Below are 16,423 nucleotides of genomic sequence, written 5' to 3' on the forward strand. Positions count from 1 at the left end.
AATCTCTGATAAGTTTTGTTTTACTGACCTAGTATAATCAAGAAGGCTTGTCCTCTCATGGGGAGAACAAAGCCTTTTCTTATTGTTGTGACTTACGGTAGGATATTGCCTGCACTGCGATAAATCTCATACCATTCTGGGCGAGATAGCTGAACCTTTTCTGCCTCAGCCATTTTCAACAGTCGGTCTGGATTCATCGTTCCCACAATCGTTTGAATTTGAGCGGGGTGACGCAATAGCCAAGCCACTACGATAGCTTCGTCAGATACGCCATATTGAGTTGCATAACGATGAATACACTCCGTCAATGCTGTGTAAGCTGGATGATGCACAAATAACCCTTGACTCAAGTCCACTTGGAAGGGGGACCAAGCCTGTACAGTCACACGATGCAAACGGCAATAATCTAAAACACCGCCATCACGGTCACTAGCCTTATCCCCCCACATATTGACATTCACTCCAGCATCAAACATCGGTGTATGAGCAGGTGATAATTGCAATTGGTTCACTGCTAAGGGCTTGTCCATATAGGACTGTAACAACTCCATTTGATAACGGTTTTGGTTACTCACACCAAAATGCCGTACCTTACCCGACTTTTCCAAAAGATAAAAAGCCTCTGCTACTTCTTCTGGTTCCCACAAAATATCAGGTCGATGAAGGGCAAGAATATCCAGATAGTCAGTCCCTAATCGCTCTAAAATACCGTCCACAGAGCTCAAAATATGTTCCTTAGAGAAATCAAAATAACCCTTTTGTATCCCACACTTTGATTGTAACACCATCTGCTCTCTCGATAGCCCCAAAAGGTTCTGAGCTTGTTTGAACCGTCTCTCCGATTCGCCACCACCGTAAATATCAGCATGGTCAAAGAAATTGATCCCTACAGATATAGCTGTATCAAGTACCTTGGCTGCTTCGTGATCAGCCAAGGATGCCATACGCATACACCCCAAAGCTAAACGAGAGCCTTGGATGCCTGTTTGTCCAATCGCTTGTAACATTGTATTCTCCTTTTGTCTTTAAATGAAGTTGCCTATGCCGTTGTTAATCCAACTCTCTCACCTTAGGCAAATGATTAACTAAAACCTGCCACCTGTCATCGACTTGCCAGTTGACTTGAGTGACAATCTCGACTGCTGTTTTTCGGGCTTCTTCAAGAATGGGGTAATCTTCAATGATGTCTGCCGCTTTAAATTCTGGAAGTCCCGATTGCTTGGTCCCGAAAATATCACCTGACCCACGCATTTTGAGGTCTTCCTCTGCCAAAATAAAACCATCTGTGGTCTCCGTCATAATTGTCATCCGTTGTTGACCTGTTTCTGTCTTGGGATTGGCAACAAGAATCGCATAGGACTGCTTATCACCACGTCCGACACGACCACGTAATTGATGCAACTGGCTCAGACCAAAGCGATCTGCATCCATAATGATCATAATTGTAGCATTGGGCACATTCACCCCAACCTCAATAACTGTGGTTGACACCAGAATATCAATCTCACCTTTTTTAAAAGCGGACATCACCTCATCTTTCTCATCAGAGGTCATCCGTCCATGTACTAGAGCAACCTGTGCATGATTGGCAAAATAAGCTGTCAATTCCTCTTCCAAGGCAATAGCGTTTTTCAAATCAAGGCTTTCTGACTCTTCAATCAAAGGTGAAATCACATAGACTTGCGCTTTTTGCATCAGTTGTCCCTTAACCCAGTCCAAAACAGTCTCAAGTTGTTCATGCTTGACCCAACGTGTGATAATAGGTTTACGACCTGCTGGTAATTCATCAATGATAGACACGTCCATTTCACCAAAAGCTGTTATAGCCAGAGTTCTGGGAATGGGTGTCGCGGTCATCATCAGGACATCAGGATTATCCCCTTTTTCCCTAAAAATTCGCCGCTGTTTGACACCAAAACGGTGCTGCTCATCTGTAATCACCAAGCCCAAACGATGATAGGAGACGGCTTCTTGGATAAGGGCATGGGTTCCTACAATCATAGAGACGCTACCATCGGCTATAGCTGCCAAAGCTGACCGCTTCACTGCGGACTTCATCCCAGAAGTCAACAAAGCAATGGATAGGTCTGGAAACAGAGCCTGTAAACTCTCATAATGTTGTTCAGCTAAGATTTCAGTTGGTACCATCATAGCTGATTGAAAACCTGCTGTATGAGCAGCATACATGGCTAGACCAGCAATCACCGTTTTCCCAGAACCAACATCCCCTTGCAACAAACGGTTCATATGAGCTCCAGAAGCCATGTCCTCTAAAATCTCATCCAAACTACGCTGTTGAGCTGCCGTCAAGTTAAAGGGTAATTGGCGCAATTTATCTTGGAACAAGTCTTTGTCCCAAGCAATCGCTAGACCTCCTGTTGCTGAACGATTAGATGCCTTAACCATTTGCAGTTGTAGTTGAAAATAAAATAATTCCTCAAATTTAACACGTCGCAATGCCAGTTTATAGGCTGCTAAGTCCGTAGGAAAGTGCATAGCAGATACAGCATCCTGACGTGACATCAGCCGATATTTATCAAGCAAGACAATTGGTAAATTTTCAGGTAATAGGGTGAGATAGCCCATATCAAAGGCAACCTTAATCGCCTTCACCAAACTGGTCTGACGAATGCCTTGCGCTACATGATAGACCGGTTGCATGTCATCCTCGACTTGACCAATCACCTTCATCCCCGTCAATGTTTGCTTAACAGCGTCCCATTTCCCAAATATAGCAACCTCTTTTCCTAGCTCAATCTTATCTGCTAGGTAAGGTTGATTAAAGAAACTAACGCCCACAACAGCATCTGTCTGCCTTAGTTTAAAGGATAATCGGTTGCGTTTATAACCATAGAATTGCACATTGGCTGGTGTTACTACAGTCCCTATGACAACTGCTTTCTCACCATCTAATAATTCTGACACCTGACGGTTTTTAAAATCGTCATATCGAAAAGGGAAATACAAGAGCAAATCCTCAACCGTCTCAATCCCTAATTTTTGAAATGATGCAGCCGATTTAGGACCAAATCCTTTCAGCTGACTTAACTGATCATCTAATCTCATCTATCTCGCCTTCTAAAAAAACTCCTGCTTCTATTATACAGGAGTTTTATCTTTTCAGGTATCTTTTAAGTCAATCAATCTATAAAACAGGAACATTCGTTCTTTTCTACTTCATTTTAAAATGGAAGGTCCTCTTCTTCTAAGACAAGGTCACTCAAATCATCTGATACATTGTTTTCACGCATAGCACGTTGCGCACGACTTTCTAATAATTGGAAAGATTGACCTAAAACTTCTGTTACATAGTGTGTCTGACCACTCTTATCATACTTGCGTGTCCGTAATTCACCGTCTATAGCCATCAAACTACCTTTGCTACCATAGCTCGCCAAGTGGTCAGCCAACTTCCCCCAGAAAATAACGGTGATAAAGTCGGCCTCTCGCTCACCGTTTGAAGACTTAAATCGTCTATTGACAGCCAAAGTCACGCGACACACAGACTTATCGGTCGTTGTTTTTGTCAATTCAGGGCTTTGTGTCAAACGCCCAATTAAAATCACTTTATTCATTTTAATGCCTCCTAACTGATTATTCGTAAACACATCGCTTTTTAACAACAGATGTGATATCATTAGGAAAAAGCAAGGAGGAAGCTATGCAAGAACAACTAACTATTCAATTGACACAAACAGAACCTTACACCAATGATGATATCCATTGGCTTCTTGAACATATCGGTCATCCTAACCCTGACATTAGAGATGAGCTGGTTTATGCCAGTTTCTGCCACATGCTACTTGATGAACTCATCACACCAGAACAGTTATTACACCTCACCAAGGTCGCAAAGGAAAAGGAGCTACTCTATCGCCATATTGGAGAGCAAGATAAAGACACCTTAACTCGTTCTTTCACAGCCTTGCTCTACGCCCTAATATTATACGTTGACAATCTGCCAGAAAGCCTCTATTGTGATTGTCTCCCACAAGATGACAAAGAATCTCTCTTTGACATGGCTTTGGATTACTTGAGCGTCGAAACAGACTATCGAGGATACGATGACAATCTTGGATGGATTCATGCCATTGCACATGGTTCCGATTTTCTCCTATCTGCTATCAGTCACGACCATTTCCCAACGAACAGATATGACGATATACTCACATTACTCATAACATTCTTTGAAAAACAAGAAACTGTATTCACTGCAGGAGAAGACAAGCGTTTAGCTCTTGTACTATCTCACTTACTCATCACCGAAAAAATCTCTGCTGAACAAGTCATCCAAAACCTCTTAAAAACCAATCTCCACGATGAAACACCAAAAGCCTATTTCGCTAAATTAAACCTTGAACAATTCTTATCAGCTCTTTATTTCCAATTAAAAGCCGAAAACTATCACAATCAAGATGTGACAATAGCTATTGAAAAAAGACTGGCACAAACGTTATAACAGCAATCAAAAAAGAGCAAATCACCTCACCACAGAGATGATTTGCTCCTTTTTCATCTTTTTAACAAGATTTCTCTAGGCAGTCCAATGTTTTATCGCATCAAAAGCTTCTCCAACTGGTGTCGAAGCATCAAGCTCTATAATACCTCGTTTTTGTGGGGCATTTGGCAAGGCAAGTTCTCTTGGACTACACATCATGCCAAAACTATCCACACCTCTTAATTGTCCTGGAAAAATCAAACTACCACTTGGCATCATGGCACCAGGTAGGGCAACAATGGTTTTTAGACCTACTGCAGCGTTAGGTGCGCCAGCCACAATTTGAACATCCTTGTCTGCTCCGATAGCCACTTGACAAACATTGAGATGATCACTATCTGAGTGTGGCGTTAAAGAGACAATCTCTCCGACAACAAACTTAGGCGAAACATCATATACCAATACTTCTTCAAAGCCTTCTTTAGCCAGTTCAGCATTCAAGCGCTGAATAGCATCTTCAGATAAAAAGACTTGACCATTTCCTTCAATAGCCACAAGGCTTGATACCTCAAAAATATTCCAAGCAACTGTCTCATTGGTTTCTTTTAGGAAAACACGCGCCACAAGACCACGACGTTCAAAGGCTACTTTATGCCCTTTATCATCTTGTACAATAACCATCAAGACATCACCGACATGCTCTTTATTATATGTCAAAATCATGAAATGTCATTACCTCCCTATACTCTTTAAAAACGCATCAATTTCTGCTTTAGTTTTACGATTTTTATTGACCAAACGACCAAGTTCTTTACCGTCGTCAATCACAACAAAACTTGGAATACCAAAAATATCCCATTCACGTGCCAACTCCATAAACTCGTCTCTATCTACTCGGATAAAGGTATAATCTGAATGCTCCATCTCAATATCCGGCATGCTTGGATAGATAAACTGACAATCACCACACCAATTCGCTGTAAAAAAGAGTACTTTGGGACCTGTGGTCTCTAACAAAGCCGCCAACTCTTCATAAGATCTAGGATATTCCATTACTTCCCCCACTGTCTTTATCCAATTTATAATCAATAACTCCCTTGTTATAATGATAAAGAAAAACAACCTTATCACTAAAAACAATTCCGCCCGTCATTACTCGCTTTCGAGGATCAAAATCTGTCGTATAAACAACCTCAATGGTTCCCATAGGCTCAAAAAACTGACGAACCTCTTTGAGTATCGTAGTTTCTAAGACTTGATTGTTAACCTGCTTTTTATGACCCAAAAAAGCAACTAATCCCAATGCACTAAAAATACCTGTTGCTAAAGCTAATCGTTTTCTTTTCATGCCACTATTATATCACAAGTTATATCCTCGTCCAACTCTATAAATGCGAATAATTATATACCATGACGTATTCTCTTAAGAAAGACTTTATCTCAAAAAATTGCTGATGGCTCGCCTTTTGTCAACACTAACATTCCCAACCTACTCGTTTTTTGATATAATAGCACATATAAAAGGAGGCTTTATGACAGACTTATTCACAAAAATCAAAGAAGTGACGGAACTTGATGGTATTGCTGGTTATGAGCACAATGTTCGTCATTATTTAAGAGAAAAGATGACGCCTTTAGTTGACCGTATTGAAACAGACGGTCTAGGAGGTATCTTTGGTATTCGCGAAAACAGCGATAACCAAGCACCAAAAATCATGGTTGCAGCTCACATGGACGAAGTTGGTTTCATGGTTAGTGACATCAAAGCAGATGGTACAATGCGAGCCGTGGAAATTGGTGGTTGGAATCCTCTCGTCATCAGCTCACAACGTTTTACCCTTTATACACGTGCTGGCAAATCTATTCCTGTGATTTCCGGTTCAGTACCACCACACCTTTTAAGAGGAGCTGGTGGAGCTAATCTTCCAAAGGTTGCAGACATTATTTTTGATGCTGGTTTTACGAACAAAGAAGAAGCTCAAGCTTTCGGAGTTACTCCTGGCGATATCATCGTACCTGTTTCCGAAACCATCCTCACTGCCAATCAAAAAAATATCATCTCAAAAGCATGGGATAACCGCTACGGCGTTCTCATGATAACAGAACTTTTAGAACAGCTTAATGGTAAAACACTACCGAATACCCTTATCGCTGGCGCTAATGTTCAAGAGGAAGTTGGTTTACGTGGAGCACATGTTTCTACCACTGCCTTTGACCCAGACATCTTCCTTGCCGTTGACTGTTCGCCTGCCGGTGACATTTATGGTGACCAAGGTAAAATTGGTGACGGAACCCTCATTCGCTTCTACGACCCAGGACATGTCATGATTAAAGACATGAGAGATTTCCTACTAGATACAGCTGAAGACGCAGGTATCAAGTATCAATTCTATACAGGAAAAGGGGGTACCGATGCTGGAGCTGCTCACCTTAAAAATAAAGGAGTTCCATCAACAACGATTGGTGTTTGTGCTCGCTATATTCATTCTCATCAAACCCTCTATGCTATGGATGATTTCTTAGAAGCTCAAGCTTATCTCCAAGCTATCGTTCAAAAACTTGATAAAACAACCGTTGATACCATCAAAGGTTACTAATCTAAGAAAGTCATCAAACTATGAAAATAGGATTCATCGGTGTAGGCAATATGACCTCAGCTATCATTGCTGGATTAAAACAGGCAACAGATGCTACGATTGTCATTAGCAATTCCACTATGGACAAAAGTCAATTAAAAGCTAAAGAACTAGATGTGGACGCAGCAAACTCTCATCAAGACTTGATAGACCAAAGCGATTTAGTGGTCATCGGTGTCAAACCTCAAATCATTGATAAAGTGCTAAGTGAGCTAGTCATTACTAAACCAGTAGTGTCCATGGTAGCTGGAAAAAGTTTGGCACAATTAGAGCACTTAACCAGTCCGAAAACGCCAATTATCCGTATCATGCCCAATCTCAATGCACAGATTTTAAAAAGTACCACAGCTATCTGCTGTAATACAGCTGTATCACCTCAATGCTATGATACTGTCATCAAGCTTGTCAACAGCTTTGGCACTGCTTTTCCCATCGAGGAAAGGGACTTTGATGCCTTTACAGCACTAGCAGGTTCAAGTCCTGCTTACATAGCTTACATCATCGACGCTATGGCAAAAGCCGGAGTCAAATATGGCTTTTCAAAAGAAACGGCACTGGCTATTACCACCAATACAATGCTTGCCACAGCTGAAAACCTCTGTTTACATCATGAAAAACCAAGTGATTTCATCGACCGTGTTGCTAGTCCAGGTGGTATAACCATTGAAGGATTGGTGACCTTGGAGAAAACAGGCTTAAGTGCTAGTCTTATCTCAACCATCGAAGCAACCGTTGAGAAATCACGTGAATTGATGGTCGATGAGACAAGCAAAACATACCCATTACGATAAAAGGTGCTAGGTTTTACCCCAGCACCTTTTTGATATTCTTTAAATATGTGTCTTAAGGTTATTTAGCCATTTATTTATATCTAAACAAATAACATAGAAAGAAATCCCAATAAATTGTTAAGACCATGGGTTAGGATACTGTATTCAATATGCTTTGTCTTATAGCGAATCACAGCTAAAACTGCTCCCATACCTCCATATATCATCCAACTCACAAGATTTGTAGGATTATGTAAATAAGCAAATATTAAAGTCCCAATCGCATGACCAAGCAAACGATACCGATCACCAAATAAGTCTGGAATCAAACCACGACAAATGATTTCCTCACTGAGAGGTGCCATAATCACAATAGCTAAAAACATAATCACTACGGGTAACTTTTTAAAAATAGCTTCAATCAATTCTTGATTAGCTGTGTCATCAACACCTTCAAGACTCAGTAAAAAATGACCGATAAAACTGATCAAAATAATGCCTACTAAACCCAATAAACTGATCAAAATATTTTTAACAGATAGCCAATCACTTAATTCTTTAGTCAACAAATGCCAACGACGACCAAGGCATATAAAACTCACAATCGCAATCACAAATAGACAAAGACTGATAACCATGATAACAGTTTTGTCTATTCCTTCAGCTGATAATCCCATTGCTAACACCAAAGGAAGTTGGCTAAGAATAATTAAACCAACAATCTGCAACACACGAAGTCCTTTTTTTAACATCAATCATTAACTCCTTCTATAATTTTTTTGATAAGTAACATATATAACCAGCAAAAGACCAACAAGCCATGCTAAAACAACTAGTAAATGCCAATCATTAACATTGTATTTGCCATCTTGTTTCATCCACTCTATGTAGGCACTTAGAAAACTATATTGGGCCATATGTTCCAAAGAAGCATTCATTTGACCAACTATCGGTAACACTATGGCAGATAGCATGACTGGTAAACTAGCGATAGTTGCCTTACTCTGAGTATCACAAACAACACCTATCGTTAAATAAATCACTAAGAAAACAAGAGCAGTCAGTGTATTCACAAGCCAATAGCCCAACCAATACCCTGAAAAATCTGCTTTCAAAACCACTTGTAAACCAAGCATATAAACAAGCGTCAAAGCCAAGGGCAACACCGCATTGGCTATCAGATAAAGACTTGGTTTGACACCGACCAACTGCAAACTACGAGCATTATGTTTCTCTTGCTCCTCAGACATAATAAGACTCATCAACTGCCCCGCATTAGCATGTACCATTAACATGCCTAATAAGACAACAATTTGGGGGTCTTGACCATCTTGATTATACATAAAATGATATAAGGTAATCAAAATAAGTGGTAGAAACAATTGTGTCAAAAGCGTTTTATTGGCTAAAACAATCGCTATTCTCAGCTTAATCAGTGCTATAACTTCCTTAATCATTTAAACGCCCTCCTGTCAACATGATGAAAATATCTTCTAACGTCGGTTCGCACGAATGAATCGTCTCAACTGTACTGGTATCACCAATCTCTGCTAACGCTTCAAATCCCAACTCACGAACACTGCCATCAACATAGCTAATCTTAAGCTTTTTATCACGATGGTATTTTTTAATCAAAGATTCTGGAGAATCAGTCTCAACCAATTTCCCTTGATAAAGTAGGGAAACCTTATCGCATAGCAAGGTAGCCTCATCCATATCATGTGTTGTCAAGAAAATGGCGACACCTTTTTGTTTCAGTGATAACAAGAGACTATGAATCGCACGAGAGGTTGAGGGGTCTAAACCACTTGTCGGCTCATCCAAGAAAAGTAAGCGTGGGTTATTGAGTAAAGCTCTGGCAAGAAGCATGCGTTGCTTCATACCTGTCGATAATTTTTCGGCGATTTGTTTACCATCTTTTGATAAGCCAACTAACTCTAGTACCTCATCAATTCGACTTTTAGGCAAGCCGTAATAGTCCGCATAAACTTGTAGATTTTTGAATAAAGTCATCTTTTCGTAGAAACCACTGTTATCACTGACAATCCCCATTTGTCTGAAATCAGAACTGGTCAAGACGGATGGGTGCTTATCAAAAACCGTTATCTCACCTTGATTAGCTACTAATTGTCCCGTCAAAATATTGATTGTCGTTGTTTTTCCAGAACCAGATGGGCCTAAGAAACCTAAAATTTCACCTTCTTTTAAATCAAACGAAATATCATTTAAAGCCACATGCCCATCAAAAATCTTTGTCAAATGCTCAACAGTAATCAATGTTTTAAACATCATATTCCTCCTTTTTATTGTATCAATAATGATTGGCTCACTTTATAGTCTTTTATCCCAAATGGCGCGTGCCAGTATGAAGCAAATCACCGTTACACCACTAAGTAAATAAAGCAGTTGTTGGTAAGGCAATACTACTTCAAATAACACAAACAAAATCGTTAAGATAAGCTGCAATAGCATCACAATGACTAAAGTGGTCAAGGCACTTAACCGCTCAACGTCACGATAACGCTCATCGTATCTCTTGATATAGTGTGCCTTCAAACGATCCTCATCTTTCAGCAGTTGCTGATAAAATAACGATAGGACTGCCATACCAAACGTTATACCTACAAAAAATCCTCTGGTAAACGATTGCTTCTGAACAAAAATGAGGGGCAACGATAAAACAATAGCCAGTTGTAAACTTTTTAGACCTAGAGTTAAGCGCTTACGATAATCTATAAGACTTGGTTTTTTAGCAAAATTAGTCACGATTCTCAATAACATCAGACACATCCTCCTCAAAAATAAAAACATCTTCAATCGTTTTTCCAAAAAAACGGGCAATTCTAAAAGCTAACTCTAACGAAGCGGTATAACGCTCTTTCTCAAGAGAGATAATTGTTTGTCTGGTAACACCCATCAAATCAGCCAACTCTGCCTGACTCAGCTTTTTAGCTTTTCTCAGTTCTTGAATTCGTGTCTCCATAACTACCTCCTTTTTTTGTTAAATCAACTTTACATTTTAAGTATAGTTTGCTTTACATTATTTGTCAAGCTTTTTTGACATTTTTGAACTTAACTTTTCATAAGAGAGACTTTTTATCCTCATGACTATTTCTTTATCAGACATAAAAGAGACTTGAATATCAAGCCTCCTCGGAAATAATTATCATAAGCTGTTTATCAGAGCCGTCAAAAATAAGCGTTTTTTATTGTGCTGACTTCCCTTTGTCAAAATTAGGACGATAGCCCTCAATGAGTTGATCATTCTCCATCACAAAAGGAATCGCTGTATTATCAACTGTATCAACATCATAACGATTCATCAAATAATCACTCAAATCTTGTCGTGTGTCAAATTGTACTAATTGGTAAGGTTCCGTAAATGATAATTTCTCTAAAAAGTAGAGTTTCCCTTCTTTTTCCCACAATAAGCCAACATGGCCAATAAAAAGCTGAGCGGTATCTTTTTTTTCCTCAAAATTGCTATTAAATACTACCGAAACCATGCTAATCTTGTCGTTAGTGAAACGAAGACCCTTATTCTGCCAGTTTTTCTTCAAGGTCTCAACATGTGTCGCCACATCCGTTGTATCCTGAGTGGGAATATGAGCAAATAAACTTAGAAACTCATTTTCATCTCCTCCATCAAGAAGGTTAGGTTCGGTAAGAACGATTTCCTTCTCGGCGAACAACATGGTATCATCTTCTATCTTAGGATCTTTAATAGCAATAAATTCGTTAAGCAAACGATAAGTCGTTAGACGGCAATTATGCCCCAAACGTTCTGCTTGTTTAGCTTCCCAATGCTCCATTAAAGACAATTGATCATAAACAGGAATTAAACCATCAATTGTTTTGAAACCACTCTTAACCAAATCAAGATGATCAATCGTTTCGTTATATTCATTTAAATCTTTAAAAAAACCATCTAAGGCTTCTTCTGAAACACCCGCAGCCAAAAACTCAGTTTTAACATCATCTTGAGTCTGCTTATCCACTAAATTAGAATAAGTCAGTTGATTCTTTTTTTCAGGCTTGACTTGCTCCTGTCCACAAGCCACTAAACCTAGACTTATGAACAGAACCATCAACACAGATACCCAATATTTCATTTAACTCCCTTTCTTTAAACCAAAAGAGAGAAAAACCATTAAATCCTTTTAGTTTTTCTCTCTTCATCACAAAACAGTTTGTATAAATGCTTATTTTAAGCGTTCTACATCTCGCGCAATCACTAATTCTTCATCTGTAGGTACCACAAGAACACGCACTTTAGCATTAGGTGTTGAAATATCCCCTGAGTTACCAAAGACGTTCTTTTCAGGGTCAATATCCATACCAAACCAAGTCAAACCTTCCACAATCGCTTCGCGAACTCGTACAGAATTTTCTCCAATGCCTGCTGTGAAGACTAGGGCATCTGCTCCATTTAAAACAGCAAAATATTGACCAATGAATTTTTTAAGACGATCAACAAGCATATTGAAAGCCAGAGTCGCTTTAGGATCACCAGCCTTTACACCTGCTTCAACTTCGCGCATATCACTTGACACTTCAGCAATACCAAGAATACCTGATTGCTTGTTCAAGACATTGACAACATCAGCAGCATCTTTCAATTCTGGGTCGTTTTCAATTAAGTAAGGGATAATAGCTGGGTCAATATCTCCCGAACGTGTTCCCATCATTGGTCCCGCGAGCGGTGTGAAGCCCATAGATGTATCAACTGACTTACCACCATCAATAGCTGAGATTGAAATACCATTACCAATGTGAGCAGTAATCAATTTTAATTCTTCTAATGGCTTACCAAGTAATTTAGCCGCTTGACGTGAGACGAAATAATGTGATGTCCCATGAGCACCATACTTACGCACTTGGTAGTTATCATAATACTTATTAGCGATTGGGTAACGATAAGCTACTTCTGGCATTGTTGTATGGAAAGCTGTATCAAAAACCGCAACACTTGTAATATCTGGCAAGATTTCCTTAAAGGCACGAATACCTGCGATATTAGCTGGGTTGTGTAATGGCGCAAGAGATGATAACTTCTCGATTTGAGCAATGGCTTCATCATCAAGTAGAACAGATTCTTTAAAGACTTCACCACCTGCTACTACACGGTGTCCTACACCTGTGATTTCATCATATGCTTTAATAATATTAAAACGAATCAAATCATCCAAAAGTAATTTTACCGCTTGTGTATGGTCAGCAATATCTAGGATTTGTTTTTCTGATTGATCATCAAATTTCACCGTCGAAATAGAATCTTTTAGACCGATACGCTCAACAATACCCTTAGCAAGTACTTCTTCTTCAGGCATCGTGTAAAGTTGCCATTTTAGACTTGAACTACCGGCATTGATTGCAATTGTTTTTGACATGTTTCACCTCTTAAAAATAGTTAGGATTGATGTGACGCTTTATCATTCTGAATTTTTTGCTTAAAGCGTTTTCCTATTTGCTATTATACCAAATTTTTGACCTAAATGTTACTTTTGCGTTTCCAATTTTTGAATTTTTCCATAAATTGCCGAATCACTTCTGGATTTTTTAAATCTTGTAAATGGTAAACAAAGGTTTCAATAGGTTCTGATAAGGCTTTTTTTAGAACAAAAAGTGATTTAGCATGTTGCTGATTGGCAAAAAGCGTCTCTGGTAGGGCAATAACAGCTACTACCGAAGCATGAGCTTTGAGCCATTTTTTCAACAAATGACTTTGTTCACTAATCAATAAATTAGAAGGCGCTAGCAAAATAGCAGTGCCATGAGGTTTTAAATACTTGAGCGCTTGCTCCATCAGCAAATGATGGGCATAGGTATGCTCACCTGTAGCGTAGACTTCATAACGGCTAGCAATCTCATCGTTAGGGTAAAACCCAATCGGCAAATCACTAACAATCACATCACTTTCTTTGAGGCGTTGTGGACGAACAGCATCCTCTTGGACAAAGTGAGCATCATCCCCCATCACATCAGCAATGCTGGCAGCTAAATCAATCAATAAATCATCCAGCTCAATCCCCATATAATCCAAGGTCTTCGAACTGTTAATCAGCAAGGTCTGACCAAGATTACCAGTCCCTGAGCCAATGTCTAAGACATCTAGAGTATCTTGATTGGTCAATTCTTCCACTAAAAATAGCATGATAAAGCCGATGATGTCTGGTGTAAAGTGATGATTTGACTGTAAAGGCTCCGTCTGAGCAGCTTTGATAAACAAAAATTGGAACGTACGACGCCATTCTTCTTGGCTTAATGCCAAGTCTTTCAAGACCTTATTGTTCGTTTTAATAAGCTCATCTGACCCCTCACCAGACAGATAATAAGCATTTTGTTCAATAATAGCTTCGTAGATATGTGTTTTTAATTGGTTTTGAATGGTTTGACAATTTTCTAACAGCAAATCGTAAGCTTGCTCAATTTTTTCAAAGTTCATAAATACTCCAAGTGTTAAAATGAAAACGAGTGATACGGCTCGCTACCCTGTTGTTACTATCATTCAATCATCTAAAACAAACTACATTAGTTGCAAGTCTTGTCAGTTGATGTCACTGCTAATTCACATTGCTATTTGATAAGCACAGGATAAAAATATAGAAAGTTGGGTACTTTTGCCCCAACTTCATTGTTTATCTTATTCTAACACAATTTATACTGAAAATCTAATCTTGATTGTCTTTAATATCTGTCGTTTCTTCAGTCTGTTCTTTTAAATCATTTGCTTTTTCTGTAACTCCTATCTCGGCACGAAGATCAAAATCTCTATCACTAATACTATGAGTTTCCTCTGTGCCATTCTTATCTAGTTTTTCTTTTTCTTTATTCCCCTGATGATGCAAAAAATGAAACTGATACTGATCCGAGTCAATCTGAACAGTAACTAATAGCTGATTACCATTTATCTCATAGTTACTCTTTCCAGCATTAAATGTCAATTGACCTGTCTTTTCATGAGCCAGCTCCTTGGTTAGCTCCGCAACTAATCTAGCATGATTTTGAGTGATGTGGGCTTGATGTTGACGCTCCGAAGCTATAACGCGGTGCATATAAAATTGTATTAACAAGGTAAAAATAGAAGCGATTAATAGAGAATACAGCAATACACCAGCTTTAACCCTTTTCAAACGCATACAAAAAGCTCCTCTCTAGACCATTTTCAAACACAATATCCACTTGAACAATATGCCCAGATAAGCTTATATTGACATCTCTTACACCATATAGCATAGGTTGATAACCCCTACCACTAGCATTTGTTTTGCGAAAATCATCTTTTTTAGACAAACCAAACGCCAGTTGCTGTTTGTCTTTTTGGACATACAATTTCTGATTTTCCACCTTGACAAACTCTGTCCCGTCAAGCTCTGTTCTAAACTGTTGGCAAAACAAGAGCCAGTTCCCTTGATAACTGTCTGACAAAAGATGGGTATGGTGCTTTAGCAATTGCGTCATACTCTGATAAACACTCATACTTCCTGCTATAACCAAAAGAGCAACCAAACATTCCAGTAAACTAAACGCCCTTACTCTAATTTTTCGTAATCTCAATCAACCGTTTCCCTTCATGTAGCACTTGGAAGCTCGTCTCATCACGTTGAATGGCAATTGACGTACCATTTAACGATAGGTGATCCTGCTTAGTCTGAACTGCCATAATAGCTATATTTAATACCTCTTCCTGCCTCAAATGCTCTTTCAAAATACGATTTTGTTGATTGAGAACACCTAGCAACAAACTCACGATACTAGCTAAAATAGCTAACCCTACCAAACTCTCAAGGAGTATTATGCCCTTGACTCTCCGTTTTTTTGTATTTACCGCTACCCAAATAGACTTGATACCTAACATCTTTTTCATTCGTCCTAAATACTAATTTAGCCAAACTCGAATTACCACCTTCCTTATCAAAGACAAGCGCTTGACTTCCTTGAAAATGCACTGTTCTTGGTAATTTCAGTTCTTGATAGCCATTTGTCACTGACTGTTCTGTCACTTGCAGAGTGATTTCCTGACCTCTTGTCGCCGCTAAAGTTTGACTTTCTAAATACATGTTTTCAAAATCCATGAAAAACAAGCTTTCTTCTACCTTCGTAAACACATGGTTAAGTGACATTGTCAGACTAGCAAGCACAAAACTTGTGACAAACAAAGTCAATAAACTATCCAATAGTGTAAAGGCTCTAACCTCCGATTTGAGTTCCTTCACCACCATTAGCAAAATGTTCATTATATGCCTCCACTTGCTTTTCTGTGATATAACCTGCTGTTTGCATTCCTGATAAGGTAGCTTGCTCACCGGTTGTCATCTCATACAACTCAGCTTGGCTAGACACTACCTTAACAATAGCTGCATTACCTGTTTTCTCGACATTTTCTTTTTGCTTACTTAAGTTAGGTACAAAAAGAAGCATCAGGACACTAATGATTATCAGTACCATTAACATTTCAATGCGTGTATTTTAATTTTGTATTTAATATGTAGAAAGTTCATTCAATACACCAGCTAAATCCTCAACCGTCACAACCTCATCATCCTTGATGGGTTCACCATCAAGTACCACATCAAAAA

General features: G+C 39.0%; 23 protein-coding genes. 3 read left to right on the forward strand and 20 right to left on the reverse strand.

Annotation, left to right across the window (positions count from 1 at the left end; translation table 11 throughout):
- Positions 1-92: 92 nt before the first annotated feature.
- The 3 genes from ACVRZH_RS03885 to ACVRZH_RS03895 all read right to left on the reverse strand — a co-directional run bounded on the left by ACVRZH_RS03885 (position 93) and on the right by ACVRZH_RS03895 (position 3,575).
- A complete protein-coding gene (locus ACVRZH_RS03885) occupies positions 93-1,007 on the reverse strand; it encodes an aldo/keto reductase (protein WP_447454011.1) in 915 nt (304 codons plus the stop codon).
- Positions 1,008-1,050: 43 nt separating this feature from the next.
- The gene (gene recG / locus ACVRZH_RS03890; protein ID WP_447454012.1) at positions 1,051-3,066 is read right to left on the reverse strand and encodes an ATP-dependent DNA helicase RecG; all 2,016 of its coding nucleotides are present in this window, start codon (positions 3,064-3,066) and stop codon (positions 1,051-1,053) included.
- Positions 3,067-3,182: 116 nt separating this feature from the next.
- Positions 3,183-3,575 (reverse strand): single-stranded DNA-binding protein, encoded by a 393-nt coding sequence (locus ACVRZH_RS03895; RefSeq protein WP_447454013.1) that lies wholly within the window; start codon positions 3,573-3,575, stop codon positions 3,183-3,185.
- A gap of 86 nt (positions 3,576-3,661) precedes the next feature.
- On the opposite strand from ACVRZH_RS03895, the gene ACVRZH_RS03900 reads away from it, so the two are divergent.
- Positions 3,662-4,459, forward strand: coding sequence for a DUF2785 domain-containing protein (locus ACVRZH_RS03900; protein ID WP_447454014.1), 798 nt, complete (start codon positions 3,662-3,664; stop codon positions 4,457-4,459).
- 75 nt (positions 4,460-4,534) lie between these two features.
- On the opposite strand, the gene ytpR is transcribed toward ACVRZH_RS03900, so the two are convergent.
- The 3 genes from ytpR to ACVRZH_RS03915 are packed head-to-tail and all read right to left on the reverse strand — an operon-like array spanning position 4,535 to position 5,786.
- Positions 4,535-5,161, reverse strand: a complete 627-nt coding sequence (gene ytpR / locus ACVRZH_RS03905; RefSeq protein ID WP_447454015.1) for a YtpR family tRNA-binding protein — start codon at positions 5,159-5,161, stop codon at positions 4,535-4,537.
- Positions 5,162-5,170: 9 nt separating this feature from the next.
- Complete coding sequence (locus ACVRZH_RS03910; RefSeq protein WP_447454016.1) at positions 5,171-5,491, reverse strand: thioredoxin family protein; 321 nt, start codon at positions 5,489-5,491, stop codon at positions 5,171-5,173.
- Positions 5,478-5,786, reverse strand: a complete 309-nt coding sequence (locus tag ACVRZH_RS03915; RefSeq protein WP_447454017.1) for a DUF4651 domain-containing protein — start codon at positions 5,784-5,786, stop codon at positions 5,478-5,480. Before ACVRZH_RS03915 ends, ACVRZH_RS03910 begins: the two co-directional genes overlap by 14 nt.
- Positions 5,787-5,970: 184 nt before the next feature.
- On the opposite strand from ACVRZH_RS03915, the gene pepA reads away from it, so the two are divergent.
- Both pepA and proC read left to right on the forward strand, forming a co-directional pair.
- The gene (gene pepA, locus ACVRZH_RS03920; RefSeq protein WP_447454018.1) at positions 5,971-7,035 is read left to right on the forward strand and encodes a glutamyl aminopeptidase; all 1,065 of its coding nucleotides are present in this window, start codon (positions 5,971-5,973) and stop codon (positions 7,033-7,035) included.
- Between the two features lie 20 nt (positions 7,036-7,055).
- Complete coding sequence (gene proC, locus ACVRZH_RS03925) at positions 7,056-7,865, forward strand: pyrroline-5-carboxylate reductase (protein ID WP_447454019.1); 810 nt, start codon at positions 7,056-7,058, stop codon at positions 7,863-7,865.
- Between the two features lie 80 nt (positions 7,866-7,945).
- Here the strand turns inward: proC and ACVRZH_RS03930 are convergent, their stop codons facing one another.
- The 14 genes from ACVRZH_RS03930 to ACVRZH_RS03995 form a co-directional block, all read right to left on the reverse strand.
- Positions 7,946-8,596, reverse strand: a complete 651-nt coding sequence (locus tag ACVRZH_RS03930; RefSeq protein WP_447454020.1) for a CPBP family intramembrane glutamic endopeptidase — start codon at positions 8,594-8,596, stop codon at positions 7,946-7,948.
- Between the two features lie 6 nt (positions 8,597-8,602).
- On the reverse strand, positions 8,603-9,301 hold the full coding sequence (locus tag ACVRZH_RS03935; RefSeq protein WP_447454021.1) for an ABC transporter permease: 699 nt from the start codon (positions 9,299-9,301) through the stop codon (positions 8,603-8,605).
- On the reverse strand, positions 9,294-10,133 hold the full coding sequence (locus ACVRZH_RS03940) for an ABC transporter ATP-binding protein (protein ID WP_447454022.1): 840 nt from the start codon (positions 10,131-10,133) through the stop codon (positions 9,294-9,296). The genes ACVRZH_RS03935 and ACVRZH_RS03940 overlap by 8 nt, the downstream gene beginning before the upstream one ends.
- A gap of 42 nt (positions 10,134-10,175) precedes the next feature.
- Positions 10,176-10,625: a hypothetical protein gene (locus tag ACVRZH_RS03945; RefSeq protein WP_447454023.1), complete on the reverse strand. Its 450-nt coding sequence runs from the start codon at positions 10,623-10,625 to the stop codon at positions 10,176-10,178.
- Entirely contained in the window at positions 10,603-10,827 is a 225-nt protein-coding gene (gene relB / locus ACVRZH_RS03950) for a type II toxin-antitoxin system RelB family anti-toxin (protein ID WP_447454024.1), read from the reverse strand. The genes ACVRZH_RS03945 and relB overlap by 23 nt, the downstream gene beginning before the upstream one ends.
- 223 nt (positions 10,828-11,050) lie before the next feature.
- Positions 11,051-11,956, reverse strand: a complete 906-nt coding sequence (locus tag ACVRZH_RS03955; RefSeq protein WP_447454025.1) for a DUF4300 family protein — start codon at positions 11,954-11,956, stop codon at positions 11,051-11,053.
- Positions 11,957-12,046: 90 nt separating this feature from the next.
- A complete protein-coding gene (locus tag ACVRZH_RS03960; protein WP_447454026.1) occupies positions 12,047-13,234 on the reverse strand; it encodes an acetate kinase in 1,188 nt (395 codons plus the stop codon).
- Positions 13,235-13,335: 101 nt separating this feature from the next.
- The gene (locus ACVRZH_RS03965) at positions 13,336-14,289 is read right to left on the reverse strand and encodes a class I SAM-dependent methyltransferase (RefSeq protein WP_447454027.1); all 954 of its coding nucleotides are present in this window, start codon (positions 14,287-14,289) and stop codon (positions 13,336-13,338) included.
- Between the two features lie 226 nt (positions 14,290-14,515).
- A complete protein-coding gene (comGG, locus tag ACVRZH_RS03970) occupies positions 14,516-14,983 on the reverse strand; it encodes a competence type IV pilus minor pilin ComGG (protein WP_447454028.1) in 468 nt (155 codons plus the stop codon).
- Positions 14,964-15,401 carry a competence type IV pilus minor pilin ComGF gene (gene comGF / locus ACVRZH_RS03975; RefSeq protein WP_447454029.1) on the reverse strand — a complete coding sequence of 146 codons (438 nt, stop codon included), beginning with the start codon at positions 15,399-15,401 and terminating at the stop codon, positions 14,964-14,966. Before comGF ends, comGG begins: the two co-directional genes overlap by 20 nt.
- Positions 15,382-15,711 carry a competence type IV pilus minor pilin ComGE gene (gene comGE / locus ACVRZH_RS03980; protein ID WP_447454030.1) on the reverse strand — a complete coding sequence of 110 codons (330 nt, stop codon included), beginning with the start codon at positions 15,709-15,711 and terminating at the stop codon, positions 15,382-15,384. The genes comGF and comGE overlap by 20 nt, the downstream gene beginning before the upstream one ends.
- Entirely contained in the window at positions 15,629-16,081 is a 453-nt protein-coding gene (gene comGD, locus ACVRZH_RS03985; protein WP_447454031.1) for a competence type IV pilus minor pilin ComGD, read from the reverse strand. The genes comGE and comGD overlap by 83 nt, the downstream gene beginning before the upstream one ends.
- Positions 16,035-16,298 carry a competence type IV pilus major pilin ComGC gene (comGC, locus tag ACVRZH_RS03990; protein ID WP_447454032.1) on the reverse strand — a complete coding sequence of 88 codons (264 nt, stop codon included), beginning with the start codon at positions 16,296-16,298 and terminating at the stop codon, positions 16,035-16,037. Before comGC ends, comGD begins: the two co-directional genes overlap by 47 nt.
- A 27-nt stretch (positions 16,299-16,325) precedes the next feature.
- Positions 16,326-16,415 carry a competence regulator inhibitor paratox gene (locus ACVRZH_RS03995; protein WP_447454033.1) on the reverse strand — a complete coding sequence of 30 codons (90 nt, stop codon included), beginning with the start codon at positions 16,413-16,415 and terminating at the stop codon, positions 16,326-16,328.
- Positions 16,416-16,423: the final 8 nt, after the last annotated feature.

Source organism: Streptococcus fryi (genome assembly GCF_053206505.1).

Coding starts and splice junctions, on each gene's coding strand:
- ACVRZH_RS03915 (WP_447454017.1), bottom strand. CDS start 5,786: ATGAAAAGAAAACGATTAGCTTTAGCAACAGGTATTTTTAGTGCATTG.
- relB (WP_447454024.1), bottom strand. CDS start 10,827: ATGGAGACACGAATTCAAGAACTGAGAAAAGCTAAAAAGCTGAGTCAG.
- ACVRZH_RS03965 (WP_447454027.1), bottom strand. CDS start 14,289: ATGAACTTTGAAAAAATTGAGCAAGCTTACGATTTGCTGTTAGAAAAT.
- ACVRZH_RS03955 (WP_447454025.1), bottom strand. CDS start 11,956: ATGAAATATTGGGTATCTGTGTTGATGGTTCTGTTCATAAGTCTAGGT.
- ACVRZH_RS03930 (WP_447454020.1), bottom strand. CDS start 8,596: ATGTTAAAAAAAGGACTTCGTGTGTTGCAGATTGTTGGTTTAATTATT.
- ACVRZH_RS03895 (WP_447454013.1), bottom strand. CDS start 3,575: ATGAATAAAGTGATTTTAATTGGGCGTTTGACACAAAGCCCTGAATTG.
- comGE (WP_447454030.1), bottom strand. CDS start 15,711: ATGAAAAAGATGTTAGGTATCAAGTCTATTTGGGTAGCGGTAAATACA.
- ACVRZH_RS03900 (WP_447454014.1), top strand. CDS start 3,662: ATGCAAGAACAACTAACTATTCAATTGACACAAACAGAACCTTACACC.
- comGG (WP_447454028.1), bottom strand. CDS start 14,983: ATGCGTTTGAAAAGGGTTAAAGCTGGTGTATTGCTGTATTCTCTATTA.
- ACVRZH_RS03960 (WP_447454026.1), bottom strand. CDS start 13,234: ATGTCAAAAACAATTGCAATCAATGCCGGTAGTTCAAGTCTAAAATGG.
- pepA (WP_447454018.1), top strand. CDS start 5,971: ATGACAGACTTATTCACAAAAATCAAAGAAGTGACGGAACTTGATGGT.
- ACVRZH_RS03910 (WP_447454016.1), bottom strand. CDS start 5,491: ATGGAATATCCTAGATCTTATGAAGAGTTGGCGGCTTTGTTAGAGACC.
- recG (WP_447454012.1), bottom strand. CDS start 3,066: ATGAGATTAGATGATCAGTTAAGTCAGCTGAAAGGATTTGGTCCTAAA.
- ACVRZH_RS03945 (WP_447454023.1), bottom strand. CDS start 10,625: ATGTTATTGAGAATCGTGACTAATTTTGCTAAAAAACCAAGTCTTATA.
- ACVRZH_RS03885 (WP_447454011.1), bottom strand. CDS start 1,007: ATGTTACAAGCGATTGGACAAACAGGCATCCAAGGCTCTCGTTTAGCT.
- proC (WP_447454019.1), top strand. CDS start 7,056: ATGAAAATAGGATTCATCGGTGTAGGCAATATGACCTCAGCTATCATT.
- comGD (WP_447454031.1), bottom strand. CDS start 16,081: ATGAACATTTTGCTAATGGTGGTGAAGGAACTCAAATCGGAGGTTAGA.
- comGC (WP_447454032.1), bottom strand. CDS start 16,298: ATGTTAATGGTACTGATAATCATTAGTGTCCTGATGCTTCTTTTTGTA.
- ytpR (WP_447454015.1), bottom strand. CDS start 5,161: ATGATTTTGACATATAATAAAGAGCATGTCGGTGATGTCTTGATGGTT.
- ACVRZH_RS03935 (WP_447454021.1), bottom strand. CDS start 9,301: ATGATTAAGGAAGTTATAGCACTGATTAAGCTGAGAATAGCGATTGTT.
- ACVRZH_RS03940 (WP_447454022.1), bottom strand. CDS start 10,133: ATGTTTAAAACATTGATTACTGTTGAGCATTTGACAAAGATTTTTGAT.